This is a genomic window from Ramlibacter sp. (assembly GCA_019635435.1).
Taxonomy (GTDB): Bacteria; Pseudomonadota; Gammaproteobacteria; order Burkholderiales; family Burkholderiaceae_C; genus JAHBZM01.
In genome coordinates this window covers 3739795-3762431 of sequence record JAHBZM010000001.1, presented here as the reverse complement: position 1 = coordinate 3762431, position 22637 = coordinate 3739795, and the positions used below count along the sequence as shown (strand labels likewise).

Below are 22637 nucleotides of genomic sequence, written 5' to 3'. Positions count from 1 at the left end.
CGAGATGAACGAGTTTGATGAACAAGCAGCGGCCGCTGAATCTGAGTTCGGTCTGATCGACGTCGTAACCGCTTTTGGGGAAGACAAGGTCCTGGTCGCTGGCTTGGCCGTGCTGGCCACGGTCGTAGGGCTGGCGGTCAGTCTCATGCTGACTCCCATCTTTACTGCCAGAACCACGTTATTGCCGCCTCAGCAGGGGCAAGGAGGGGCGTCTGCCGCCCTTGCTTCGCTTGGCGCCCTGGCAGCCACCACGGGTCTGGGGGCAGCTTTCAAGAATTCGGAGGAGCTGTATGTCGGGTTGCTGAAGACTGACTCAGTGGCCAATGCTGTCATCAAGCGTTTCAAGTTGCAGGACCGCTACGAACAGAAAACCTTGGTGAATACGCGCAAGGAATTGGCCGACAATGTTCGGGTTTCCGCAGATCGAAAATCCACGTTGATCTCAATTGAGGCCGATGACAAGGACCCTGACTTTGCTGCCCAGCTGGCCAATGCCTATGCTGAAGAGCTGCGCACATTGATGGGCCGTATTGCCGTCACCGAGGCGCAGCAGCGGCGCACCTTTTTTGAAGGGCAGATGGGCAAGGCCAAGGACGAATTCATCAAGGCGGAGCTGGCAGTCAAACAGGCGCAGGAAGCCGGTGGGCTGTTCAGTGTGGATGCTCAAACGCAGACCATGATTGGAGCCGCCGCCCAGATCAGGGCCCAGATCGTTGCGCGGGAGGTTCAGTTGCAGGCGATGCGGGCGTATGCCGGACCCGAGAACGCAGAGCTTCGCCGCTTGCTGGCCGAACTGGGCAGTTTGCGCACTCAGTTGACGAAAATGGAAGGTGGCCCGGTTGACGGCGCAGTCAAGTCGGTTGATAGCCGCGATGCGTTGGGCAATGTGCGCCTTTACCGCGAACTGAAATACCAGGAGGCCATTTACACGGCCATGCTGCAGCAGTTCCAGTTGGCCAAGGCTGATGAGGCGCGTGACGCGCCGCTGGTGCAGCAGATCGACGTGGCAATACCTCCTGATCGCAAGAGCAAGCCATCGCGCACCTTGATTGTTCTGGGCGCAGCTTTGCTTGGGCTGTCGTTGGGGTTGGCCCTGGCCTTTGTCCGGCGGGTGGCGCGCAAGGCTGCGAATGACCCGGCCACGGCGGATCAGTGGCGTGCATTGCGTGCTGCATGGTCCATGGGCCGGCGGTAGGGGCACCATGCAGTCGTTGTCCATGGCATTGATGGCTGGCGGTGCAACCAGCTTCCTGGTCAGCCTTGCCCTGGTGGTCACCAAATCAGCTCATGGTCATTTCAGTTTGGACAGCCCGATCGGGGTGCAAAAGGTGCACGGTGCACCCACACCGCGCATCGGCGGGGTCGCCATTGCGCTGGGCCTCATGGTTTGCGTTGCACTTGCGGCGCCGGGATCTCCGCTCTTGATGTTGATGTTGCTGGCCAGCGCGCCCGCCTTTGCCATGGGCCTGTGGGAGGACGTGACCAAGCGGGTGCCCGTTTATGTGCGCTTGCTGGCGACCATGGCGTCTGGTATTTTTGGCTGGTGGCTGACGGATACCAGCCTGAGCCGGGTTGATGTGCCGGGTCTCGATTGGCTGCTGAAGTTCGGTCCTGTGTCTGTCCTGTTCACGGCTTTTGCCGTTAGCGGAGCCGCCAATGCCGTCAATATCATCGACGGTTTCAATGGCTTGGCCGGTGGAGCGGTGCTGGTGGCGCTGGCAGCGCTGGGACTGATAGCCGCGCATGCCGGGGATACGGAACTGGTCCAGATCTGCCTGATACTCGGCGTGGTCATTGTCGGTTTCCTGGTCGTCAATTTCCCGTTTGGCAAGATTTTTCTGGGCGACGGTGGCGCCTATTTGCTCGGGTTCCTGATGGGCTGGATCGCAGTTCTGCTGCCCATGCGCAACCCGACTATTTCAGTCTGGGCGACCTTGCTGGCCTGTGCCTACCCCATTCTGGAAACCGTTTTCAGCATGGTGCGCCGCCGCCGCCACCGCCGAAGTCCGGGGGCGGCGGACAGGTTGCACCTGCACAGTCTGGTCAACCGCAGGCTGGTACGCGGCTGGATCCCACAGGCCAGCGGCCTGTGGGCCAATTCAGTGACTGGCGCATTGATGTGGAGTGGTGCTCTGATGCCAGCCTTGCTGGCCGTGCTTTGGCCGGAGAGCAGCTTGAAGCTCGCACTTTCATTTGTGCTGTGCGGGCTGGCGTATTCCGCCAGTTATGCCCGCCTGACCCAGTTTCGATGGTGCATCAGTCCTGCGACTCTCTCCGTAACCGAACTGGCGTGATGCAATGGCGATGATGGGCCGATCTCGATCATTGCAATTGATTGGGTTGTTGTTGGTTGTGGGAAAGGCCTTGTCCTGCGCTGCGGAGCCGATCGGTGTTTCGACCCAGGGGAACACGGGGGGCCTGGTCATCCCCTCCGCCCGCGTCTTGCCGGAAGGTGATGTGGCGCTCACGCGTGGCAATTACGCTGAACCACAACTGGGCGCCTTCAGTCAGCGGCGCAATTACAGCCTGGGTATTGGCCTTCTGCCCAACGTCGAGCTGTTTGGCCGGTTTGCCGACTTTCAAAATCCGTTGCCCGGTTCGACGATCAATGGGCCCAGGGATCTTTCGGCCAACATCAAGCTCAAACTCCCCTCATTCTGGCGCGGGCAACCGCACGTGGCACTGGGTTTGAATGACATCAGTGGCGGGGCGTCTTTCTTCAAGTCGAAATACGCGGTAGTCAGCGATGAGATAGGTCCTGTTCGCTGGTCTGCGGGCTACGCACGGGGTTCACATATTGTCGGCAATAGCGCCAATGGCTATGCATTCAATGGCGCGTTCGGCGGGGTGGAATGGTCGCTGGGGCAAAGCGGCGTTTCCCTGCTGGCTGAGTACGATGGGCAGCAGAAACACGCGGGGGTCCGGTACTCGTCGCCCGAGCTGGCTTTTCTGGGGCACGCCCGGCTGGTGGCGACGCTGCAGCGCTCCTCGGGGGCCAGTAGCAACGCCGGGCTCCCGGCCAACCGCACCAGCGCGGCGCTGAGTCTGGTGGTGCCATTGGAGGCCAATGCCAGGCGGCCTGCCAATTTCAACCCCGAGGTGGCCTTGGCACCGATGGAGATTGGGCCTGGCGCTGTGCCGGGCATGGTCCCCACGTCTGAAGACCGGCAAGAGTCCTTGCTGCGGGCCCTTGCGGCTGCGGGGTTCGAGCGGATCCGGGTGGGGGTGTGGGGCAGCAGCTTGTTGGTGGAGTACGAAAACCATCGCTACGAACAGACCGAGGCTGATGCGATTGGTCTGGTGCTGGGTCTGGCTGCCGAGAGCGCTCCATCCGGAGTGCGCCGGGTATCTGCGGTCACATTCAAGAGCGGACTTCGCCAATACGAGACGTCGGTCGATGTATCTGTTTATCGCGCTTTCCTGCGCGACGGCGACGCCAGCCAGGCGCGCACCAGCCTGGCAACAGACCGCTTCCCGGACTACCCCGAAGCGGAAGTCCGTTGGCTCAGCCCGCAACCCACGCGGCGTACGCCCGTGCGCGTGGAGATCAAGCCGGATATCAACTACACCGTGGGAACCGAGGTGGGGGCTTTTGACTATTCGCTGGCTGCCAATGTGCAGGGTATCGTGCCCTTGTGGCGCGGCGCCGAGCTGTATACAAGCTACATCCGCCGAGTATCGAACTCCGACAACTACGAGCCTGGATTTGCATTTTCCGGGTCTCGTCAGCGTAACGGCCTCAAGGTGGCCGCTGTCCAGCAGTCCTTCTGGCTGGGGCCGCAGGTGTTTGCCAATGTGGGGGCGGGCCGCTACAACTACGACGCCTATGGGGTGCAAGGTGAAGCGTCGCTCTTTGTGCCGGGGCGCGATGATGTGATTCGCGTCAGAGCCGGCGCCTACCAGCGCCAACCGGGCCAAACCAGCGCCCAGCGGTTGCAGGCTTCGGGCAGCTACCGCTGGGCTTATTCGCCAAGCACCTGGGTGGAAGCCGGCTTGCAACAATACAGCGATGGAACGCGAGGTCCTTCCTTCGTGCTGACCCGCTGGTTTGGCGACGTGGGCGCGCATTTGTTTTTCCGCAAGGGCGGCAACCGGCAGTTTGCCGGGCTGGAGATTTCGATTCCGCTGACGCCGCGCAGAGGAATGGAGCCGGGTCTTGTTCAGTTCACGGGCACACCGCAGTTCCAGCGTGGCATCCGGACCCGAATCACGGGCGGGAGCACGGCATCCAATAACGTTGAGCCCAATGCGGTGCGTGACATGCAGCTGGACTACAACGCTGAGCTGCGTCAGCTCAACGCTGGCCGCACCAGCCAGCGCTACTTCATCAGCCAACTGCACCGCATGCGTGAGGCTTTTTACCTGTACGGCCGTGATTTGTTGCCGCGGTGATACAAAACAATAGCGATCGGTGTGCCATGTTTAAAGGCAGAATTGCAAAAGGGTATTTACGAGCCACCGCCTTTCTTGTAACCTTTGGACACTATGGGCTGGTGAGCTTTGAAAAAGCTGTGGCTTCCTGAATCGATGAAAGGGTCAATCATGAAAAGCGTTAAGGTCATTTGGGCTTCGGTCTTGGGTTCTGTGGTGTTGGCGGCGGGCCTTGTGGCTTGCGGGGGGGGCAGCGACCCTGTGCTGGTGGCGACGTCCGACGTGAACGTCAAGCTTGCTTCCACCAACGGAGGCGCTTTCGTCGGCACCACCCTGAGCTTCCCAAGCGGTGTGCCGGACTTCGGTACGGCCGGCACCACAACGCTGAGCATCGGGGGCTCCACCACCAGCACCACCCAGACGGCCACCATTTCCGCGGACGGCAAGACGGCGTCTGGCGACATGGGTTACGGCTCCTGCTTCTTCGTTATCAAGACGTCCAATTTTGCTGACAACTCCGCGCTGGCTGTGGGCAAGACCGTGGTGGTGAATCCCTGCGAGATGAAGGTCACGACCGCTGGCCTGGTGGCCAATGGTGGCGAGCAGCTGACCCGGGTGTCCATGACGCTGGGCACACAGTTGGGCGCTGGGTCCATCAAAATCACCATCACGCCTGATGGCATTGTGAAATCCGGCAGCAGCCAGCTTGCCAACCTCAGTCTCACGCCTGCCACGGGTGCCGGTTCCTGATCCAGCCCCGGCTTTGTGCCAAACTCAAAACCCCGCTGGTTCCAGCGGGGTTTTTTGTTGATGGGGGTGTGTGGTGACGATTCTTTTGACGGGTGGGGCGGGCTACATCGGCACGCATGCGGCCGTGGTGCTGCTGGCCGCGGGGCACGAGGTGGTGTTGCTGGACAACCTGTGCAACAGCCACCGGGCTGTGCTGGAAAGGCTGCAACGCATCACCGGTCGGGCGATCCCGCTGGTGGAGGCCGATGTGCGCGACACCGCGCGTGTGGCACAGGTGCTGCGCGAGCATGCTTGCAGGGCTGTGGTTCACTTTGCAGGGCTCAAGGCCGTGGGCGAATCGGTGCGCAAGCCGGTGGACTACTACGCCAACAATGTGCAGGGCACGGTGAGCCTGCTGCAGGCCATGGGCGAGACAGGGGTGCGCGAACTGGTGTTCAGCTCCAGTGCCACGGTTTATGGGGCGCCGCAGTACCTGCCGCTGGACGAAAAGCACCCCACCTCGGCCACCAACCCTTACGGCCGCAGCAAGCTGCACATTGAAGAGATTCTGGCCGACTTGTGTGTGTCAGATCCCGCCTGGCGGGTGGCCTGCCTGCGCTACTTCAACCCGGTGGGTGCCCACGCGTCGGGCCTGATCGGCGAAGACCCGCAAGGCATCCCCAACAACCTCATGCCCTATGTGGCCAAGGTGGCCGCCGGCGAGCTGCCGCGCCTGGGTGTGTTTGGCAACGACTACGAAACGCCGGACGGCACCGGCGTGCGCGACTACATCCACGTGATGGATCTGGCTGAGGGCCACCTGGCGGCATTGCGTTTCCTGCAGGGTCATGCAGGCTGGCATGCATTCAACCTCGGGACCGGGCAGGGCTACAGCGTGCTGGACATGGTGCGGGCTTATGAACGGGCCAGCGGGCTGCCCGTGCCTTACGACATCAAGCCGCGCCGGGCAGGCGATGTGGCCAGTTGCTATGCCAATCCTGCCAAGGCAGCCCATCTGCTGGGCTGGCGCGCAACGCGCGGGCTCGAAGAGATGTGCGAAAGCACTTTCCGCTGGCAGTCGTCAGACCGCTACTGATGGGAGCCTCGACCATACTCGTCGCTGATTCGCACGATGTCATCCTCGCCCAGGTAGTCGCCTGATTGCACCTCGATGATTTCCAGGGGCTCATGGCCGGGGTTGCCCAGCCGGTGGGCTTCGCCGGGCGGAATGTAGGACGATTGATTCGCTGTCAAGGTGATCACATCGTCGTTGTGGGTGACCGTGGCGATGCCCTTGACCACGATCCAGTGTTCGGCGCGATGGTTGTGCTTCTGCAGGCTCAGGCTGGCGCCCGGCCGGACCCAAATCCGCTTGACCTTGAACCGGGGCCCGCTGTCGAGGATGTCGTACCAGCCCCAGGGCCGGTGGGTCTTGCGGTGGGACGCGGCCTCCTCGCGGTTCCGGTCAGCAAGCAGGTCAACGATGGACTTGATGCCTCCACATGACGACCGGTGTGCCACCATGACGGCATCGGCGGTCTCGACCACGATGAGGTCCTGAACACCCACGAGGCTGACCAGCCGGTTTGAGGCATGAACCAGTGTGTTCTCGCTGTCTGCCATCAGCACGTCGCCGTGGCTGGCATTGCCATGCTGGTCTTTGGGCAATTCCTGCCAGACGGCCTCCCAGGTTCCCAGGTCGCTCCAGCCCGCGTCAAGCGACGCCATCTTCAAGCTGAATTCGCTGCCAGCGCAATGCTCCATGACAGCGAAATCAATGGAGTCAGAGGGGACGGCGGCAAATTCTTCATGGCCGGGTCGTGTGAACTCGGCAGTGCCCGCGCGATCCGCATGACGGGCTGCCCATGCCGCGCGCGTGGCGTGGGCCATGTCCGGCCTGAAGCGTTCCAGCGCCGCCAGCCAGACCGACGCTTTCAGCACGAACACGCCTGCGTTCCAGAAATAGCCGCCTTCGGCGAGGTAGCGTTGCGCTGTTGGCAAGTCAGGTTTCTCGCGAAAAGCAATGACGTCTTCCACGGGGCTGTCGGGGGCGGAGGCGCGGCCTGTCTTGATGTACCCGAAGCCGGTTTCTGGCCGGCTGGGCGGGACGCCAAGAATCACGATGTTTCCCGAGCCAGCTTCCTGGATGGCATTTCGCGCTGCAGAAAGGAATCGGGGCAGGTCGGCAATCTCGTGGTCCGCCGGCGTGACTACCATGATGGGGTCGGCTCCCGCCGCTTGCGCTGCCAGTGCGGCCAGGGTGAGCGCGGGCGCTGTGTTGCGTGCCACCGGCTCCAGAAGCATGGGCCCGCACCCGATGCCGGTCTCCCTGAGTTGCTCGGTTACGAGGAAGCGGTGATCCTCGTTGGTCACGATCGCCGGCGGCGAGACCGAAAGGTCCTCGCTGCGCAGGGCCATCATTCTTCCCAGGGTTTTCTGGAACAGGCTTTGATGGCCGGTGAGGCAAAGAAACTGCTTGGGAAAACCCGACCGGGACAGTGGCCACAACCGGGTGCCGGAGCCCCCGCAAAGAATCACGGGAAGAATCGAAACCATGCGTTCGGGTTCCTTGATTTCCGCGGTGCGCGGGGCTGAATGCTGGGTGCCGCAGGGTCCTGCGAACCGCTTGGTGCCCGGGGCCGGAATCGAACCGGCACGGATTTCTCCGGGGGATTTTGAGTCCCCTGCGTCTACCAATTTCACCACCCGGGCAGGGAAGGAAGCAAGCCGGAAATTATGGCACAGTGATGCCCATGAACTACCCGACCATTGAAGACGCCATTGGCAAAACGCCATTGGTGGCGTTGCAGCGCATCGGCGCGGCGGACAATGCCAAACGCGGCAACGTGATCCTGGGCAAGCTGGAGGGCAACAACCCGGCCGGATCGGTCAAGGACCGGCCGGCGCTGTCGATGATCAAGCGCGCCGAGGAGCGCGGCGACATCAAGCCGGGCGACACCCTGATCGAGGCCACCTCGGGCAACACCGGCATTGCGCTGGCCATGGCGGCCGCCATCAAGGGCTACCGCATGGTGCTGATCATGCCGGAAGACCTGTCGGTGGAGCGGGCCCAGACCATGAAGGCGTTTGGCGCCGAGCTCATGCTCACGCCCAAGAGCGGCGGCATGGAATACGCGCGCGACCTGGCGGAAAACATGCAGCGCGAGGGCAAGGGCCGGGTGCTCGACCAGTTTGCCAATGCCGACAACCCGCGCATTCACTACGAAACCACGGGCCCCGAAATCTGGGCCGACACCAAGGGCAAGATCACGCATTTCGTGAGCGCCATGGGCACCACGGGCACCATCACGGGCGTCTCGCGCTACCTCAAGGAAAAGAACCCCGCCATCAGGATCATTGGCGCGCAGCCCAGCGAAGGCTCGCGCATTCCTGGCATCCGCAAGTGGCCCCAAGAATACCTGCCCAAGATCTACGACCCGCAGTACGTGGACGAGATGGTCTATGTGAGCCAGGACGAGGCCGAGGAAATGTGCCGCCGGCTGGCCCGCGAGGAGGGCATTTTTGCGGGCATCTCGGCGGCCGGCGCCTGCTGGGTGGCGCAGCAGATTGCCAGCCAGGTCGAGAAGGCCACGGTGGTGTTCATTGTGTGCGACCGGGGCGACCGCTACCTGTCCACGGGCGTGTTTCCAGCGTGAGCGCCGCCTACCAGTTCTGCCCCAGTTGCGCCACGCCGCTGCAACTGCTGGCCCAGATGGAAGATGGCGGCGAAAAGCAGCGCCTGCGCTGCCCGGCCTGTGGCTGGACCCACTGGAACAATCCCACGCCCGTGCTGGCAGCGGTGGTGCAGTACCGCGACCAGATTTTGCTGGCGCGCAATGCGGCCTGGCCGGGGCGCATGTTCGCGCTGATCACGGGTTTCATGGAAGCGGGCGAGACACCGCAAGAGGGCATTGCCCGCGAGATCAAGGAAGAAACCAACCTGGACGCGAGTGAGCTCAACCTGATCGGCGTTTACGATTTCCAGCGCATGAACCAGGTCATCATTGCCTACCACGCCGTGGCGGACGGCGAGGTCAACCTCTCGCCAGAACTGGTTGAGTACAAGCTGTACGACTATGACGCCGTCAAGTGCTGGCCTGCGGGCACGGGCTATGCGCTGGCCGACTGGCTGCGCTCCAGGGGGTATTCGCCCGAGTTTGTCGAGTTCCCCAAGCGGGGCTGATTAAAATCAGGGCAATCCCAAGGACTTCCGATGAACATCGACAAAGAACTCGATACCCGTGGCCTGAACTGCCCGTTGCCCATCCTCAAGGCCAAGAAGGCGCTGACCGACATGAGCACGGGCCAGTTGCTGCGGGTGGTGGCCACCGATGCGGGCTCGGTGCGCGATTTCCAGGCCTTTGCCAAGCAGACCGGCAATGAGCTGGTGGAGCAGCAGAACGCGGGCGCCGACTTCATCCACGTGCTGCGCCGGCGCTGAAGCGCCTCGGCGGCGCGGCCCCGGTTACTTGGGTTACTTGGGAAAGGGCAGGGCGTTGAGGTAAGCCCTGAAGTGCTCGCCCACCTCGGGATGCTTGAGCGCGAATTCCACCGTGGCTTCCAGAAACCCCTCCTTGCTGCCGCAGTCGTAGCGCTTGCCCTCGTAGAGCAGGGCGTGCACGCCTTCGGTTGCCATGAGTCCGGCAATCCCGTCGGTCAGTTGGATTTCGCCGCCTGCGCCGCGCGGCTGGTCACGGATCAGGTCAAACACCCCCGGTGTGAGGACGTAGCGGCCCGCCACGCCCATGCGCGAGGGCGCGGCCTCCGGTGCCGGCTTCTCCACCATCTGGCTCACCTTGATGAGGTTGGGGGCCACCTGCTCGCCGGCCACGATGCCGTAACGGCGCACCTGGTCCGCGGGCACTTCCTGCACAGCTAACAAAGATGTCCCCAGTTGTGCGAAGGCTGTGACCATTTGTGTCAGAACGCCGGGGCCATCCTCCACACCGGTCATCAGGTCATCGGCCAGCAGCACGGCAAAAGGGCTGTTGCCCACGAGATGCTCTGCGCACAGCACCGCATGACCCAGGCCCAGCGAACGCGGTTGCCGTACATAGGAACAGACCATGTCATCGGGGGAAAGCGTCTGCACAAGGTTCAGCAGTTCGTGCTTCTGGCTCGCTTCGAGCTCGGTCTCGAGCTCGTAGGCGGTGTCGAAATGGTCCTCAATGGCACGCTTATTGCGGCCCGTCACAAAGATCATGTGGCGAATTCCGGCGGCATACGCCTCTTCCACCGCATACTGAATCAAGGGCCGATCTACGATTGGTAACATTTCTTTCGGCTGGGCTTTGGTGGCCGGCAAAAAGCGGGTTCCGAGCCCTGCCACAGGGAAGACAGCCTTGTTGATTCTTGTGATTTTGTTCATGGACGGGGTTGGGGATTCTCGCTAAAGTGTGGCCTTATTGAAACAATCAGTAAGCAAACACTTCAGCTTCTGACAACACCAAGGGCCGAATGGAAAAAGGGACCGAACAGGGTGGACATCTTACTTCTTGAGCGACTGGTACCCGAAGCGCTGGCGTGGCTGGAGTCCCGCCACGCCGTCGAGTACCGTCCCGAGTTGGCCACCGACCCTTCGACGCTGCGCAAGATGGCTTACCGTGCCGAGGCGCTGGTCCTGCCGCGCAAGGTGGTGGTAACCAAGGAGTTCCTGGATTTCGCGCCGCGCCTGCGCGCCATCGCGCGCATGCACGTGAGCACCGACAACACCGACCTCGAGGCCTGCCGCGACCGCGGCGTCAAGGTCATCCAGGCCACCACGGCCAATGTCCGCTCCAATGCCGAGTACCTGCTGGCCAGCCTGCTGCTGCTGTACCGGCGCGGGATTGGTTCGGCGCTCATTGGCGACCGCCATGCCGACATCCGCCTGGGGCGCGAGCTCAACGGCAGTGTGGTCGGCATCTTTGGTCTGTCTTCCACCGCCCACGCGCTGGCGATGATGCTGCACTCGCTGGGCGCCAAGCTGATCGGCTACGACCCCGCGGTGCACCACACGGCACCGATCTGGCAGCGCCTGCAGGTCAAGCCGGTGAGCCTGTCCGACCTCATGGCGCAGGCCGATGCCATGGCCGTGCAGGTGATGTACGCGTCGCGCTACAAGGGCTTCATCAATGACAAGGTGCTGGCCCACTGCAAGCCGGGGCAGCTGTGGGTGGGCACCAGCCGCACCGCGCTGTTTGACGAAACCGCACTGGCCAATGCGCTGACCGATGGCCGGATCGAGGCCTGCGTGCTCGATGGGGCCGAGTCGGGCTTTGCCTCGCGCGGCACCCCGCTGCATGAGCTGGACAACCTGTTCCTCACCCCGCGCATCGGCTCCCACACCCGCGAGTCACGCCTGCGTGCCAGCTGGTATGTGGCGCACCGCATCCATGAAGCCCTGACCACGGTGCGGGGCAGCGGGCTCGACTCCCTGACCAGCGCACCCATGGCACTGGACTCCGCACCCGCGCCGATCGAGCCCGAATTCATCATTCGCTAGCCAAACAGGCCTGGAGTCCAGGCCGGGCGGCCACTACGCGCTATCAAACTCGTAGCAACCGGGTGTCTGGCGCCAGCTCAACCGAGTCGCTTCAGTTGCTCACGCAGTTTGGCCAGGGTGGCCGTGAAGTCCGCCACGCGTTTGCGCTCCTGCTCGATCACCGCGGGTGGTGCCTTGGCCACGAAGGCTTCGTTGCCGAGCTTGTTGTGGGCCTTGGCGATCTCGCCTTCCAGCCGGTCGGCTTCCTTGCCCAGGCGGGCCTTCTCGGCCGCCACGTCGATCTCCATGTGCAGGCACAGCCGGGCTTCGCCCACCACGGCAACCGGCGAGGCCTGCGCCGCCGTGGCCCAGGCGGCCTCGTCGTCAAACACCTTCACCTCATTGAGCTTGGCCAGCGCCTGCAGCACGGGGGCGGCAGCGCGCATGAAACCGGCGTCGCCCACCACATACAGCGGCAGGCGGGTGGCCGGTGACACGTTCATCTCGCCGCGCAGGTTGCGGCAGGCGTCCACCAGCGACTTGAGCCTGGCCACGTGGGCGATGGCCGCTTCGTCGATCTTCTGCGGCTGTGCCTCGGGGTAGCGCGCGATGCTGACCGATGCGCCCGGCAGGCCGGCCACCACCGACACCTTCTGCCAGAGTTCTTCGGTGATGAACGGGATGATGGGGTGCGCCAGCCGCAGGATGGCTTCCAGCGTGCGGATCAGCGTGCGGCGCGTGGCGCGCTGCTGGCTTTCAGTGCCGGTCTGGATCTGCACCTTGGCAATTTCCAGGTACCAGTCGCAGAACTCGTTCCAGACGAAGTCGTAAATGGCGTTGGCCACGTTGTCCAGGCGGTACTCGGCAAAGCCCCTGGCCACCTCGGCCTCCACCTTCTGCAGCACGGACGAGATCCAGCGGTCGGCCTGGCTGAACTGCATGTAGCCGTGGAACTCGCCGCCCGGCTGGCACTGCGCCTTGGTGTGCTCCGCCAGCCCGCAGTCCTGGCCCTCGCAGTTCATCAGCACAAAGCGCGTGGCGTTCCACAGCTTGTTGCAGAAGTTGCGGTAGCCCTCGCAGCGCTTGCTGTCGAAGTTGATGCTGCGGCCCAGCGAGGCCAGCGCCGCAAAGGTGAACCGCAGCGCATCGGCGCCATAGGCCGGGATGCCTTCGGGGAATTCCTTTTGCGTGTTCTTGCGCACCTGCGGCGCGGTCTCGGGCTTGCGCAGGCCGGTGGTGCGTTTTTCCAGCAGCGGGTCCAGCGCAATGCCGTCGATCAGGTCCACCGGGTCGAGCACATTGCCTTCGCTCTTGCTCATCTTCTTGCCCTGCGCGTCGCGCACCAGGCCGTGGATGTACACATGCCTGAACGGCACGCGGCCCGTGAAGTGCGTGGTCATCATGATCATCCGGGCCACCCAGAAGAAGATGATGTCGTAGCCCGTGACCAGCACCGATGAGGGCAGGTAAAGGTCATAGTCCGTCAACCCCGTGTCTCCCCGTTCGGGCTGAGCTTGTCGAAGCCCTTCGACAGGCTCAGGGCGAACGGAATTTTCTGCACCCACAGCACCCGGCCAACCCATGGTGCTGAACGGCACCAGGGCCGACGAGTACCAGGTGTCCAGCACGTCTTCGTCGCGGCGCAAGGTTTTGCCGGGTGCCCTGGCCTGGGCTTCGGCTTCGTTGCGGGCAACGATCACGTGGCCGTCTTCGTCGTACCAGGCCGGGATCTGGTGGCCCCACCACAACTGGCGCGAGATGCACCAGTCCTGGATGTTGTTCATCCACTGGTTGTAGGTGTTGACCCAGTTCTCGGGCACAAAGGTCACCTCGCCGCTGGCCACCGCGTCAATGGCCTTTTGCGCAATGCTTTTGCCGGTTGGGTCCTGCTCGCTCACCTTGCTCATGGCCACAAACCACTGGTCGGTCAACATGGGCTCGACCACCTGGCCGGTGCGGGTGCAGATGGGCACCATGAGCTTGTGCTTTTTGGTTTCGACCAGCGCGCCCGAAGCTTCCAGATCCGCCACGATGGCCTTGCGCGCCACGAAGCGGTCCATGCCCCGGTATTTTTCGGGCGCGTTGTCGTTGATGGCGGCCTGCAGCGTCAGCACCACGATCATCGGCAGCTGGTGGCGCTGGCCCACCGCGTAGTCATTGGGGTCGTGCGCGGGCGTGACCTTGACCACGCCGGTGCCAAAGGCCTTGTCCACATACTCGTCGGCAATCACCGGAATCTCGCGGCCCACCAGCGGCAGGGTCACGGTCTTGCCGATCAGGTGGGTGTAGCGCTCGTCCTCGGGGTGGACCATCAGCGCCACGTCGCCCAGCATGGTCTCGGGCCGGGTGGTGGCCACGGTGAGGCTGCCGCTGCCATCGGTCAAGGGGTAAGCGATGTGCCAGAGCGAGCCGTCTTTCTCTTCGCTCTCCACCTCGAGGTCCGACACGGCGGACTGCAGCTTCGGGTCCCAGTTGACCAGACGCTTGCCGCGGTAGATCAGGCCCTGCTCGTACAGCCGCACAAAGGTTTCGGTCACCACGGCGGACAGCTTCTCGTCCATGGTGAAGTACTCGTGGCCCCAGTCCACGCTGTCGCCCATGCGGCGCATCTGCGTGGTGATGGTGTTGCCCGACTTCTCCTTCCATTCCCACACGCGCGCCACAAAGTTCTTGCGGCCCAGGTCGTGCCGGTTCTGGCCCTGGTCCTGCAGCTGGCGCTCCACCACGATCTGGGTGGCGATGCCCGCGTGGTCGGTGCCGGGCACCCACAGGGTGTTGTGGCCGCGCATGCGGTGGTAGCGCGTCAGGCTGTCCATGATGGTCTGGTTGAACGCATGGCCCATGTGCAGCGTGCCCGTCACATTGGGCGGCGGCAGCTGGATCGAGAACGCGGGTTCTCCCGCCTTGGCCTGGCCCGTGCCGCGGTGGCCAGCGGCCGCATAGCCGCGCTTTTCCCATTCGGGGCCCCAGTGCGCCTCGATGGCGGCGGGCTCGAACGATTTGGACAGGCTTTCAAGGCCGGGCTGCTGGGGCGTGGGTGCGGTCATGTGGGTATCGGGATGAAAAACGGCACCCCGCAGGATGCCGTTTGGTCGTCAGGTGTGCTGGGCCGATTTTATTCGACGCCAGCCTGGCGGCGCGTGCGCCTGGCCGCTCAGGGCAGCGGCGCGTAGTTCACGGGCAGCCAGCGGTAGCCGCTGCCCTGCTTGCGCACATGGCCCAGGCCCGGGAACGACAGGTGGGCGCCCGCCACGAGGTAGCCGTGCTTGGCAGCTTCGGCGTAGGCCTTGGCGCGCTGTTTGGCGGCCTGCCTGGAGTCGGTGTCGAACTGGATGGTGACCGAGGGGTGCTCGAACTGCACGGCCGCCACATGCATCAGGTCGCCCCAGAGCACCAGCTTCTGGCCCTGGCTTTCGACCATGTACACGCTGTGGCCGGCCGTGTGGCCCGGCGTTGCGATGGACCGGATGCCGGGCACGAGTTCGGTGTTGCCCTCGAAAGGCTTGAACTTGCCGGCCTGCACATAGGGGTTGAGCGAGGCCATGGCGCCCTGGAAGAAGCCCTTGGCTTCCTTGGGTGCCTTGTCCATGTTCTCCTGGCTGAGCCAGAAGTCGGCGTCGTGCTTGTCGGCGCGCACCACGGCGTTGGGGAAGGCCGGCTTGTCGCCCGCCATGAGGCCGCCCACATGGTCGGGGTGCATGTGGGTGATGTAGACCTCGTCCACCTGCTCGGGCTGGTAGCCCGAGGCCTTGAGGTTGGCCAGCAGCTTGCCCAGCGTCGGACCGAACAGGCCGGCCGCGCCGGTGTCGATCAGCACCAGCTTGGCGCCGGTGTTGACCAGGTAGCCATTGACCGAGGTCTCCAGCGGCGTCTTGAGGTAGGAGCGCGCCAGGGCCTTTTCGACCTTGGCCGGGGTGGTGCGCGTGAGCAGCTTGTCCACCGGCAGGGCAACGGTGCCGTCCGACAGGGCCGTGACTTCAAATTCCCCGAGCATGACGCGGTAAAAGCCGGGCGCCGAGGTCTTGGCCATGGGCGCGGCGGCCTGGGCGGCGGGGCTGAACATCAGGCCGGCGGCGCCGCTGGTCAGCAGGGCCAGCGTGGTGGCGCGAAGCAGTCTTGAAACTTTCATGGCATCTCCTTGAAGGTGTCGGGTCCGGAAGAAGCCGCACTCTAAACCCATTCCTGAAAAGTTGCTTCTTGGGGCCATGAGACCTTGCGATGCTGGCATGGCTTCGGGATCAGGTGGGCCGGGCACTCTGCTCCGCGACTGTCCCCCGGGCCGGCTGCGCCGACCCTCCTCCTTGATGTCGCTGCGCAGAGCGCCCAACCCGCCTGATCCTGCTGACCATTTTGGAGTGCGACATCTTCAACGCGTCCGCGCTCCACGCGCAGCGGTTTGGCGGTGATGGGTACCCGCCGCAGCGAGGTCAAGGAGGAGGGCCGTGCGCAGCACGGACCGGGGGACACGAGCGGAGACGGGTACCCGTCGCCGCCAAACCGCGGACCGGAGACCAATGGCGGTCGCCGCCAACAGAGCCGAGACTAAGCCGCCCCGGACTTCGCTGCCGCAATGCAGTCAGACAGCACCCGCGCATCGCCTACCTGGTTGGCCAGCAACAGGATCAGCCGCGCATTGAGCAACTCGGACTGCTCACGCGTCAGGCCTTCATGGGCGTCCAGCAACTGCTCGTAGAACGTGTCGGCGTCCTGAAGATGAAGAGCGGTTCTCATGCGGCATCTCCTGTACCCAGGCATTGCGAAACGGCGTGCACCAGCGAGGCATCCATGCTCTCGCCCGTGGCGGCCACATAGCTGTCGGGCCGCACCAGGGCCCAGGCGTGGCCGAACACATGGCAGGCGCCCTGCAGGTGGCCTTGGGCGTCAATCACATGCTCCAGTGCGCCCGGTCGCCCGTCCTGGCCCACCACCTGGACGCAGCGCACGGGGGCCGTGCCCGCCAGCGCGCGCAGGCGCTGCAGGCCCTGCGCGTTGACGTCGCCGAACACCAGCACCAGTGGCCGGCCATGGGCCCAGCGCAGCAGGTCGTTGGTGGTGCCGGCGCTGCCATCGGCCCAGCGGAAGGCCACGTTCTGCACCGACAGGCCGCCATTGGCGCCGCAGGCACTGGAGGCGCTGTAGGGGTTGGCGATGGCCATGCGGCCGGTGTTGACGAACTGCCGGGCAAACGGGTATTGCTTGGCCAGGCCAATCGCGGCCGTGCGGAACAGGCGTTCCACGCCGTCGGCCGGGCGCAGGAAGCGCGCCGTGCGGTTGGTCACCTGCACGTTCTGGCGCGCGGCTTCGTGGCGCTCCTCGTGGTAGCTGTGCAGCAGGCCGGGCGCGGCGTGGCCGCGCATCACCGCGGCCAGCTTCCAGGCCAGGTTGTCGGCGTCGGCGATGCCGGTGTTGCCGCCGCGCGCGCCAAACGGGCTGACCACCTTGGCCGAATCGCCCATGAAAAAGACGCAGCCATGGCGCATGTGGTCAATGCATTCGCTGCGGTAGGCGTAGGGGCCGACCCAGACGATCTCGACCTCGCAGTCCGCCCCGAACTGGCGGGTCAGCCGCTCGCGCACCACGTCTTCGCGGCTCACGTAGTCGGGGTCGGCATGGGGCGCCATCTGGTAGTCGATGCGCCAGACGTTGTCACCCATCAGGTGCTGCCAGACCGCGCGGTTCTCGTTGAAGGGCGCCTCGATCCAGGTGTGGCGCTCGGTGGGCGGCTGCCTGGAAAAGCGCACGTCGGCAATGCACCAGCGGTCGTCGCCCTTTTTGGCGGTCACACTGGCACCACACCACTGGCGCAGCGGGCTGCGCGCGCCGGTGGCGTCGATCACGTGGTCGGCGCGCAGCTGGTAGTCGCCCGCCGGCGTGCTGACAGACAGTGTGGCGCCCTGGCCTTCTTGCCGGAAGGCGGTGACGCGGTTGCTCCAGCGCAGGTCCACATGGCCCAGCGCCTGGATCTGGTCGACCAGGTAGGCCTCGATGTAGAACTGCTGGATGTTGATGAACGGCGGCTGGGTCGAGAGGTTGTAGGCGCTTTGCTGGCGCAGGTCGAACGAATAGACCTCGTCATCGCCCGCGAAGGTGCGGCCCACGCTCCACTGGATGCCCTTGGCCGCGATGCGCTCGTAGATGCCCAGGCGCTGGAAGATTTCCAGCGACTTCTGCGTGTAGCAGATGCCGCGGGACGATGCGCCCTTGACGCCCACGGTGTTGTCCTCGTCCAGCAGCACCGCGGGCACGCCATAGTGCGCGAGCGCACAGGCCAGGGTGAGGCCGGTGATGCCGCCGCCCACGATCACGATGGGGTGGTGGCCGACCTGGCCGGATTGAATCTCCGGCGGTTCGACAAACGGGTATTCGGGCAGGACATAGCCCGAGCCCTGCGTGAATTCATAGCCGCCGGTGGCAGCCGTGGCGGTGTAGTTCGCGGGCATGGCGGGTCAGGACGGTGTTTTGGCGGTGAACTCCGGGCGGTCGTTCTGCTGGGGCTTGAGGGGCTCGGCGGCCTTGCCCTCGGCGCGGTCACGGCGCCACTGCTCCTTGCGCGCCGTCCATTCGTTCAGGCGCTGGTGCGCGGTCTTGCTCTCCTTGAGCATCTGGAACTCGTCAGCCAGCTGCGCGGTCAGCTCCAGACGTACCCCGTTGGGGTCGAAGAAATAGATGCTCTTGAAGATGTGGTGGTCGGTCACGCCGATCACATCCACGCCATGGGCCTGCAGCCGGGCCTTCATGTCTTCCAGGTGCCGCACCGAATCGACACGGAACGAGATGTGGTTGACCCAGGTCGGCGTGTTGGGCGAGGGCAGGGCCGCTTCGTCATTGCCCAGGTCAAAGAAGGCGATGAACGAGCCGTCCTGCAGGCGGAAGAAGAAGTGGGTGTAGGGGCAGTACTCGCCGGTGCTGGGCACCACGTCGCTCTGGATGATGTGGTACAGCGGCAGGCCCAGGATGTCTTCGTAGAAATGCCGGGTTTCCTCGGCGTCCTTGGCGCGGTAGGCGAAGTGGTGTAGCTGGTGGATGGGGGCGGGTGCCGGCAGAGCGGCAAGGTCTTTGAGGACGGCGGCCATGGGTGTCTCCTTGGGTCAAATGCAATTTACCATTGCGTAACGCGTTTACTATAACGTAATTGCTCCGGTCGGCCAATGGGGTTGGGCCGCGTTATTGAGAACTGTTATCAATACTATCGATCACATAGCCCTTTTCAATTCTGCGGATTGAGGCAGGCAATTAGACGCAGGCCTCTAACCGGGCTAATCTCTGTGGGTCTTTGACCCAACCTGAGCGCAGGCGGCCGAGTCATTTGTTCAACCCACGAAGGAGATTTCCATGGCAGCACTCAAAGGCTCCAAGACGGAAGAGAACCTGAAAGCCGCATTTGCGGGCGAGTCTCAGGCCAACCGCCGTTACCTGTATTTCGCAAACAAGGCCGACATCGAAGGCCAGAACGACGTGGCGGCCCTGTTCCGATCCACCGCGGAAGGCGAAACCGGCCATGCCCACGGTCACCTCGAGTGGCTGGAGCAGTGCGGCGACCCGGCCACCGGCCTGCCGATCGGCCCCACGCGCGACAACCTGAAGGCCGCCGTGGCCGGTGAAACGCATGAGTACACCGACATGTACCCGGGCATGGCCAAGACCGCGCGCGAGGAAGGCCACGACGAAGTGGCGGACTGGTTTGAAACGCTGGCCAAGGCCGAGCGCTCGCACGCCAACCGCTACCAGAAGGCCCTGAACGAGCTGGTGGATTAACTGACCCACCCCCGAGGCGCTGACGCGCCTCCCCCTCAAGGGGGCGCCACCTGTGGCCCGGCAAAGCCGGTTCCGCGGTGGCCCCCGCCAAAGGATTCCCATGACTGCGCGCGAAGGCAACCTCGAAGCCCCCACCCGACACCCCATCGCCTGGCAGGACGCCGAGTTCTGGAACGAGGACGCGGCGTTCAAGGAGATGGAACGCATCTTCGACATCTGCCATGGCTGCCGCCGCTGCGTGAGCCTGTGCGGCTCGTTCCCCACGCTGTTTGACCTGGTGGATGAGAGCGAGTCGATGGAGGTCGATGGCGTCAGGAAGGCCGACTACTGGAGGGTCGTCGACCAGTGCTACCTGTGCGACCTGTGCTACATGACCAAGTGCCCCTACGTGCCGCCGCACGAGTGGAACCTGGACTTCCCCCACACCATGCTGCGGGCCAAGGCCATCAAGTTCAAGAAGGGCGACGTGGGGCTGGGCGAGAAACTCCTGGCCTCCACCGATGTGCACGGCCAGTTTGCCGGCATCCCCATCGTGGTCCAGGCGGTCAATGCGGTCAACAAGACGGCCTTTGCGCGTGGCGCCATGGAAAACCTGCTGGGCGTCGACAAGGACGCCTGGCTGCCCGAACTGGCCACGCGCAAGTTCCGCTCGGGCGCCGCCGGCTCCACGCCCTTCCCCGTGAAAGACGGTGCCAGGACGCCCGGCAAGGTGGCCATCTATGCCACCTGCTACGTCAACTACAACGAACCCGGCATTGGCCACGACCTGCTCAAGGTGCTGGACCACAACGAGGTGCCGTATGTGCTGGTCAACAAGGAGCAGTGCTGCGGCATGCCCAAGCTCGAGCTGGGCGACCTGGACTCCGTCAACCGGGCCAAGGAAGCCAACATCCCCGTGCTGGCCCGGTACGCGAAAGAGGGCTACGCCATCCTGACCGCGGTCCCCAGCTGCACCCTGATGTTCAAGCAGGAGCTGCCGCTGATGTACCCGCAGGATGCCGATGTGCAGTTGGTCAAGGAAGCGATGTGGGACCCGTTCGAGTACCTGATGCAGCGCAAGCGCGACGGCCTGCTCAAGACCGAATTCACGCAGCCCCTTGGCAAGATCAGCTACCAGATCCCCTGCCACGGCCGGGTGCAGAACATCGGCAAGAAGACCGAGGAAATGCTCAAGATGATCCCCGACACCTGGGTGCAGACCAACGAGCGCTGCTCGGGGCACGCCGGCACCTTTGGCGTCAAGAAGGCCTACCACCAGCAGGCGCTGAAGATCGGCAAGCCGCTGTTCAAAAAGATGGCCGACCACCCCGGCTCGGGCAAGGCCGAAGACGGCTCGGTCAAGGCCGAGGGCGGCCTGCCCGACTACATCAGCTCCGACTGCCCGCTGGGCGGCCACCACATTGCGCAGGGCTTTGAGGTGAACAGCCTGGGCGCGCCCACCCTGCAGCACCCGCTCACGCTGGTACGCATGGCCTATGGATTGAAATAAACATGCAACTCACCGGAAAAATCACCCGCGACAGCCTCATGACGCTGGAGGCCTACGCCAGATTCCGCAAGGCGCACAAGGCCGAGATCATTGCCCACCGCAAGCTGCGCTCGGTGGCGCTGGGCGAGCACGTCACGCTGCAGTTCGAGAGCGAGACCAGCATCCGCTACCAGATCCAGGAGATGCTGCGCATCGAGAAGATCTTCGAGGAAGAGGGCATCGAGCAGGAGATCGAGGCCTACGTCCCGTTGATGCCCGACGGCGGCAACTGGAAGGCCACGATGATGATCGAGTACCCCGACGAGAACGAGCGCAAGCGCGAGCTGGCGCGCCTGATCGGGGTGGAAGACCGCATGTTCGTCGAGGTCGAGGGCCACGCCCGCGTGTATGCCATTGCCGACGAAGACCTGGACCGCGAGAACGACGAGAAGACTTCGGCCGTGCACTTTGTGCGCTTTGAGCTGACGCCGGCCATGCGGGCCGCCGTCAAGGCCGGCGCCAGCGTCAAGCTGGGCTGCGACCACACGCATTACCCGGCGCACACCCGCATTGCGCCGGAGACCCTGGCCTCGCTGGCCGGCGACCTGGCCTGAATTTGCTACACAAAAGATAGCGGCCAGTGGCCGCCCCGTCTGGACTCCAGGCCTTTTTGGCTTGAAAGTCGGGGGCGGCGATGCGGATGACCGTCCAACGCGGCTGTGCGTTGGGCACCACACGGCCCGCGCCATTTTGTATCCCCCTGTAAATCACAGGCCTGCCGCGGCCACGCCTTGCACGCGCTGATTTCTGGCGCGGCGCTGCCGTCTTTGAGAGAGGAAAGCGCGGGGCCTTGCGGGCCGTGGCGGCTGGCCCGCGTGCGATCGCATCGTCGCGCCGGTGACCGCGTTAAGCCTTTTGGGCGATCGATCGCAGCGCCCGTTTCTCCTATGCTTTTTGACGGGACGCAACACAAGCGCCCTGCAGTGTTGGAGCTGCAAACGAAGGTCAACAAGAGGGAGTTTCAATAGCATGAAAGCATTGATTGCAGGTTGGGTGCTCGCGGCCATGTCGGGGCTGTGCAGCGCAGAGGGATTGATTTTTGCCATCAGCGAGGGATCGTCCGGCGGCACCGACCACGCGCGTGTGATTGCCAAGTACAGCGGCCTGGCCGATGTGCTGGCCAAGACCATGAAGCAGAGCGTGCAGGTGGTGTTCATCCGCGAATTCAGCGCGCTGGAAAGCGGGCTCCAGGAGGGGCGTTTTGACTTTGCGATGGCCCGGCCCAGCGACTACCCGGCGCGCGGCATGCGCGACTACGGCTACAAGTACGTCGCCACGGCCCAGCCCGACGGGCAGTGCCTGATCGTGGTGCCCAAGGCGTCCACGCTCAAGACCGTGGCCGACATCAAGGGCCGCAAGGTGGTCACGCCCAACCCCGCGGCCTACATGACCAAGTTCTGCGAGGCCGAGCTGCGCCGCAACGGGGTGGACCTGTCGAAGGAGCAGGTGCAGCGCGTGCGCGAGCAGGGCGCGGTGATCTTTTATGTCAAGAGCGGGTTTGCGGAAGTCGGGGCCGTGGCCTCGTATTCCGGCGTGGCCAAGACGCTCGACGCCGACGGCATGCGCGTGCTGCACGCCAGCGTGAAGCAGCCCTATTTCCCGTTGATCGCGGGCAAGAAGGTCACGTCGCAGCAGGTGGCGTCGATCCAGAAGGACCTGGTCGGATTGGCCGGCAGCGATGCGGGTCAGGGCGTGCTCAAGCAGATTGGCGTCAAGGGCTTCGACACCACGACCGAGCCCAAGCTGCGCGAGCTGCTGGCCTGGCTGGGGCTCTAGTGGCCGGCCAGAATG

20 protein-coding genes and 1 tRNA gene are annotated in these 22637 nt (G+C 64.0%); 13 read left to right on the top strand and 8 right to left on the bottom strand.

The window, feature by feature from the left end; translation table 11 throughout:
• Positions 1 to 4: 4 nt before the first annotated feature.
• The 5 genes from KF796_18190 (at position 5) to galE (ending at position 6196) form a co-directional block, all read left to right on the top strand.
• The gene (locus KF796_18190; protein MBX3588563.1) at positions 5 to 1195 is read left to right on the top strand and encodes a lipopolysaccharide biosynthesis protein; all 1191 of its coding nucleotides are present in this window, start codon (positions 5 to 7) and stop codon (positions 1193 to 1195) included.
• A gap of 7 nt (positions 1196 to 1202) precedes the next feature.
• Positions 1203 to 2294, top strand: coding sequence for a glycosyltransferase family 4 protein (locus tag KF796_18185; protein ID MBX3588562.1), 1092 nt, complete (start codon positions 1203 to 1205; stop codon positions 2292 to 2294).
• 4 nt (positions 2295 to 2298) lie between these two features.
• Positions 2299 to 4392: a YjbH domain-containing protein gene (locus tag KF796_18180; GenBank protein MBX3588561.1), complete on the top strand. Its 2094-nt coding sequence runs from the start codon at positions 2299 to 2301 to the stop codon at positions 4390 to 4392.
• A gap of 108 nt (positions 4393 to 4500) precedes the next feature.
• Entirely contained in the window at positions 4501 to 5121 is a 621-nt protein-coding gene (locus KF796_18175; protein ID MBX3588560.1) for a hypothetical protein, read from the top strand.
• Positions 5122 to 5194: 73 nt separating this feature from the next.
• Positions 5195 to 6196 carry a UDP-glucose 4-epimerase GalE gene (gene galE / locus KF796_18170; protein MBX3588559.1) on the top strand — a complete coding sequence of 334 codons (1002 nt, stop codon included), beginning with the start codon at positions 5195 to 5197 and terminating at the stop codon, positions 6194 to 6196.
• On the opposite strand, the gene KF796_18165 is transcribed toward galE, so the two are convergent.
• Both KF796_18165 and KF796_18160 read right to left on the bottom strand, forming a co-directional pair.
• Positions 6190 to 7656: a mannose-1-phosphate guanylyltransferase/mannose-6-phosphate isomerase gene (locus KF796_18165; GenBank protein MBX3588558.1), complete on the bottom strand. Its 1467-nt coding sequence runs from the start codon at positions 7654 to 7656 to the stop codon at positions 6190 to 6192. The two genes, galE and KF796_18165, sit on opposite strands and share 7 nt — an antisense overlap.
• A gap of 71 nt (positions 7657 to 7727) precedes the next feature.
• Positions 7728 to 7812: transfer RNA gene (locus KF796_18160), tRNA-Leu, on the bottom strand.
• A 41-nt stretch (positions 7813 to 7853) separates the two neighbouring features.
• Here KF796_18160 and cysM point away from each other — a divergent pair.
• Genes cysM through KF796_18145 form a run of 3 tightly spaced genes read left to right on the top strand, consistent with a single transcriptional unit; the run spans position 7854 to position 9541 of the window.
• Positions 7854 to 8756: a cysteine synthase CysM gene (gene cysM / locus KF796_18155; GenBank protein MBX3588557.1), complete on the top strand. Its 903-nt coding sequence runs from the start codon at positions 7854 to 7856 to the stop codon at positions 8754 to 8756.
• Positions 8753 to 9283: an NUDIX domain-containing protein gene (locus KF796_18150; GenBank protein MBX3588556.1), complete on the top strand. Its 531-nt coding sequence runs from the start codon at positions 8753 to 8755 to the stop codon at positions 9281 to 9283. The genes cysM and KF796_18150 overlap by 4 nt, the downstream gene beginning before the upstream one ends.
• Before the next feature lie 30 nt (positions 9284 to 9313).
• A complete protein-coding gene (locus KF796_18145; protein ID MBX3588555.1) occupies positions 9314 to 9541 on the top strand; it encodes a sulfurtransferase TusA family protein in 228 nt (75 codons plus the stop codon).
• A 33-nt stretch (positions 9542 to 9574) separates the two neighbouring features.
• Here the strand turns inward: KF796_18145 and galU are convergent, their stop codons facing one another.
• A complete protein-coding gene (gene galU, locus KF796_18140; protein ID MBX3588554.1) occupies positions 9575 to 10468 on the bottom strand; it encodes a UTP--glucose-1-phosphate uridylyltransferase GalU in 894 nt (297 codons plus the stop codon).
• A gap of 111 nt (positions 10469 to 10579) precedes the next feature.
• Between galU and KF796_18135 the strand changes: the two genes are divergently transcribed.
• Entirely contained in the window at positions 10580 to 11584 is a 1005-nt protein-coding gene (locus tag KF796_18135; protein ID MBX3588553.1) for a hydroxyacid dehydrogenase, read from the top strand.
• Positions 11585 to 11661: 77 nt separating this feature from the next.
• On the opposite strand, the gene KF796_18130 is transcribed toward KF796_18135, so the two are convergent.
• From KF796_18130 to KF796_18110, 5 genes are all read right to left on the bottom strand, one after another.
• The gene (locus KF796_18130; GenBank protein ID MBX3588552.1) at positions 11662 to 14610 is read right to left on the bottom strand and encodes a valine--tRNA ligase; all 2949 of its coding nucleotides are present in this window, start codon (positions 14608 to 14610) and stop codon (positions 11662 to 11664) included.
• A gap of 107 nt (positions 14611 to 14717) precedes the next feature.
• The gene (locus KF796_18125; protein MBX3588551.1) at positions 14718 to 15692 is read right to left on the bottom strand and encodes an MBL fold metallo-hydrolase; all 975 of its coding nucleotides are present in this window, start codon (positions 15690 to 15692) and stop codon (positions 14718 to 14720) included.
• Positions 15693 to 16105: 413 nt separating this feature from the next.
• Positions 16106 to 16294, bottom strand: a complete 189-nt coding sequence (locus KF796_18120) for a DUF2783 domain-containing protein (GenBank protein ID MBX3588550.1) — start codon at positions 16292 to 16294, stop codon at positions 16106 to 16108.
• Positions 16291 to 18003, bottom strand: a complete 1713-nt coding sequence (locus tag KF796_18115) for an FAD-dependent monooxygenase (GenBank protein ID MBX3588549.1) — start codon at positions 18001 to 18003, stop codon at positions 16291 to 16293. The genes KF796_18120 and KF796_18115 overlap by 4 nt, the downstream gene beginning before the upstream one ends.
• Positions 18004 to 18009: 6 nt before the next feature.
• Positions 18010 to 18636 carry a VOC family protein gene (locus KF796_18110; GenBank protein ID MBX3588548.1) on the bottom strand — a complete coding sequence of 209 codons (627 nt, stop codon included), beginning with the start codon at positions 18634 to 18636 and terminating at the stop codon, positions 18010 to 18012.
• Between the two features lie 259 nt (positions 18637 to 18895).
• On the opposite strand from KF796_18110, the gene KF796_18105 reads away from it, so the two are divergent.
• The 4 genes from KF796_18105 (at position 18896) to KF796_18090 (ending at position 22622) form a co-directional block, all read left to right on the top strand.
• Positions 18896 to 19318 (top strand): rubrerythrin family protein, encoded by a 423-nt coding sequence (locus KF796_18105; GenBank protein ID MBX3588547.1) that lies wholly within the window; start codon positions 18896 to 18898, stop codon positions 19316 to 19318.
• 100 nt (positions 19319 to 19418) lie between these two features.
• On the top strand, positions 19419 to 20807 hold the full coding sequence (locus tag KF796_18100) for a Fe-S oxidoreductase (protein MBX3588546.1): 1389 nt from the start codon (positions 19419 to 19421) through the stop codon (positions 20805 to 20807).
• Between the two features lie 2 nt (positions 20808 to 20809).
• Positions 20810 to 21400, top strand: coding sequence for a DUF3501 family protein (locus KF796_18095; protein ID MBX3588545.1), 591 nt, complete (start codon positions 20810 to 20812; stop codon positions 21398 to 21400).
• 415 nt (positions 21401 to 21815) lie between these two features.
• A complete protein-coding gene (locus KF796_18090) occupies positions 21816 to 22622 on the top strand; it encodes a PhnD/SsuA/transferrin family substrate-binding protein (protein ID MBX3588544.1) in 807 nt (268 codons plus the stop codon).
• The last annotated feature ends 15 nt before the right edge of the window (positions 22623 to 22637 follow it).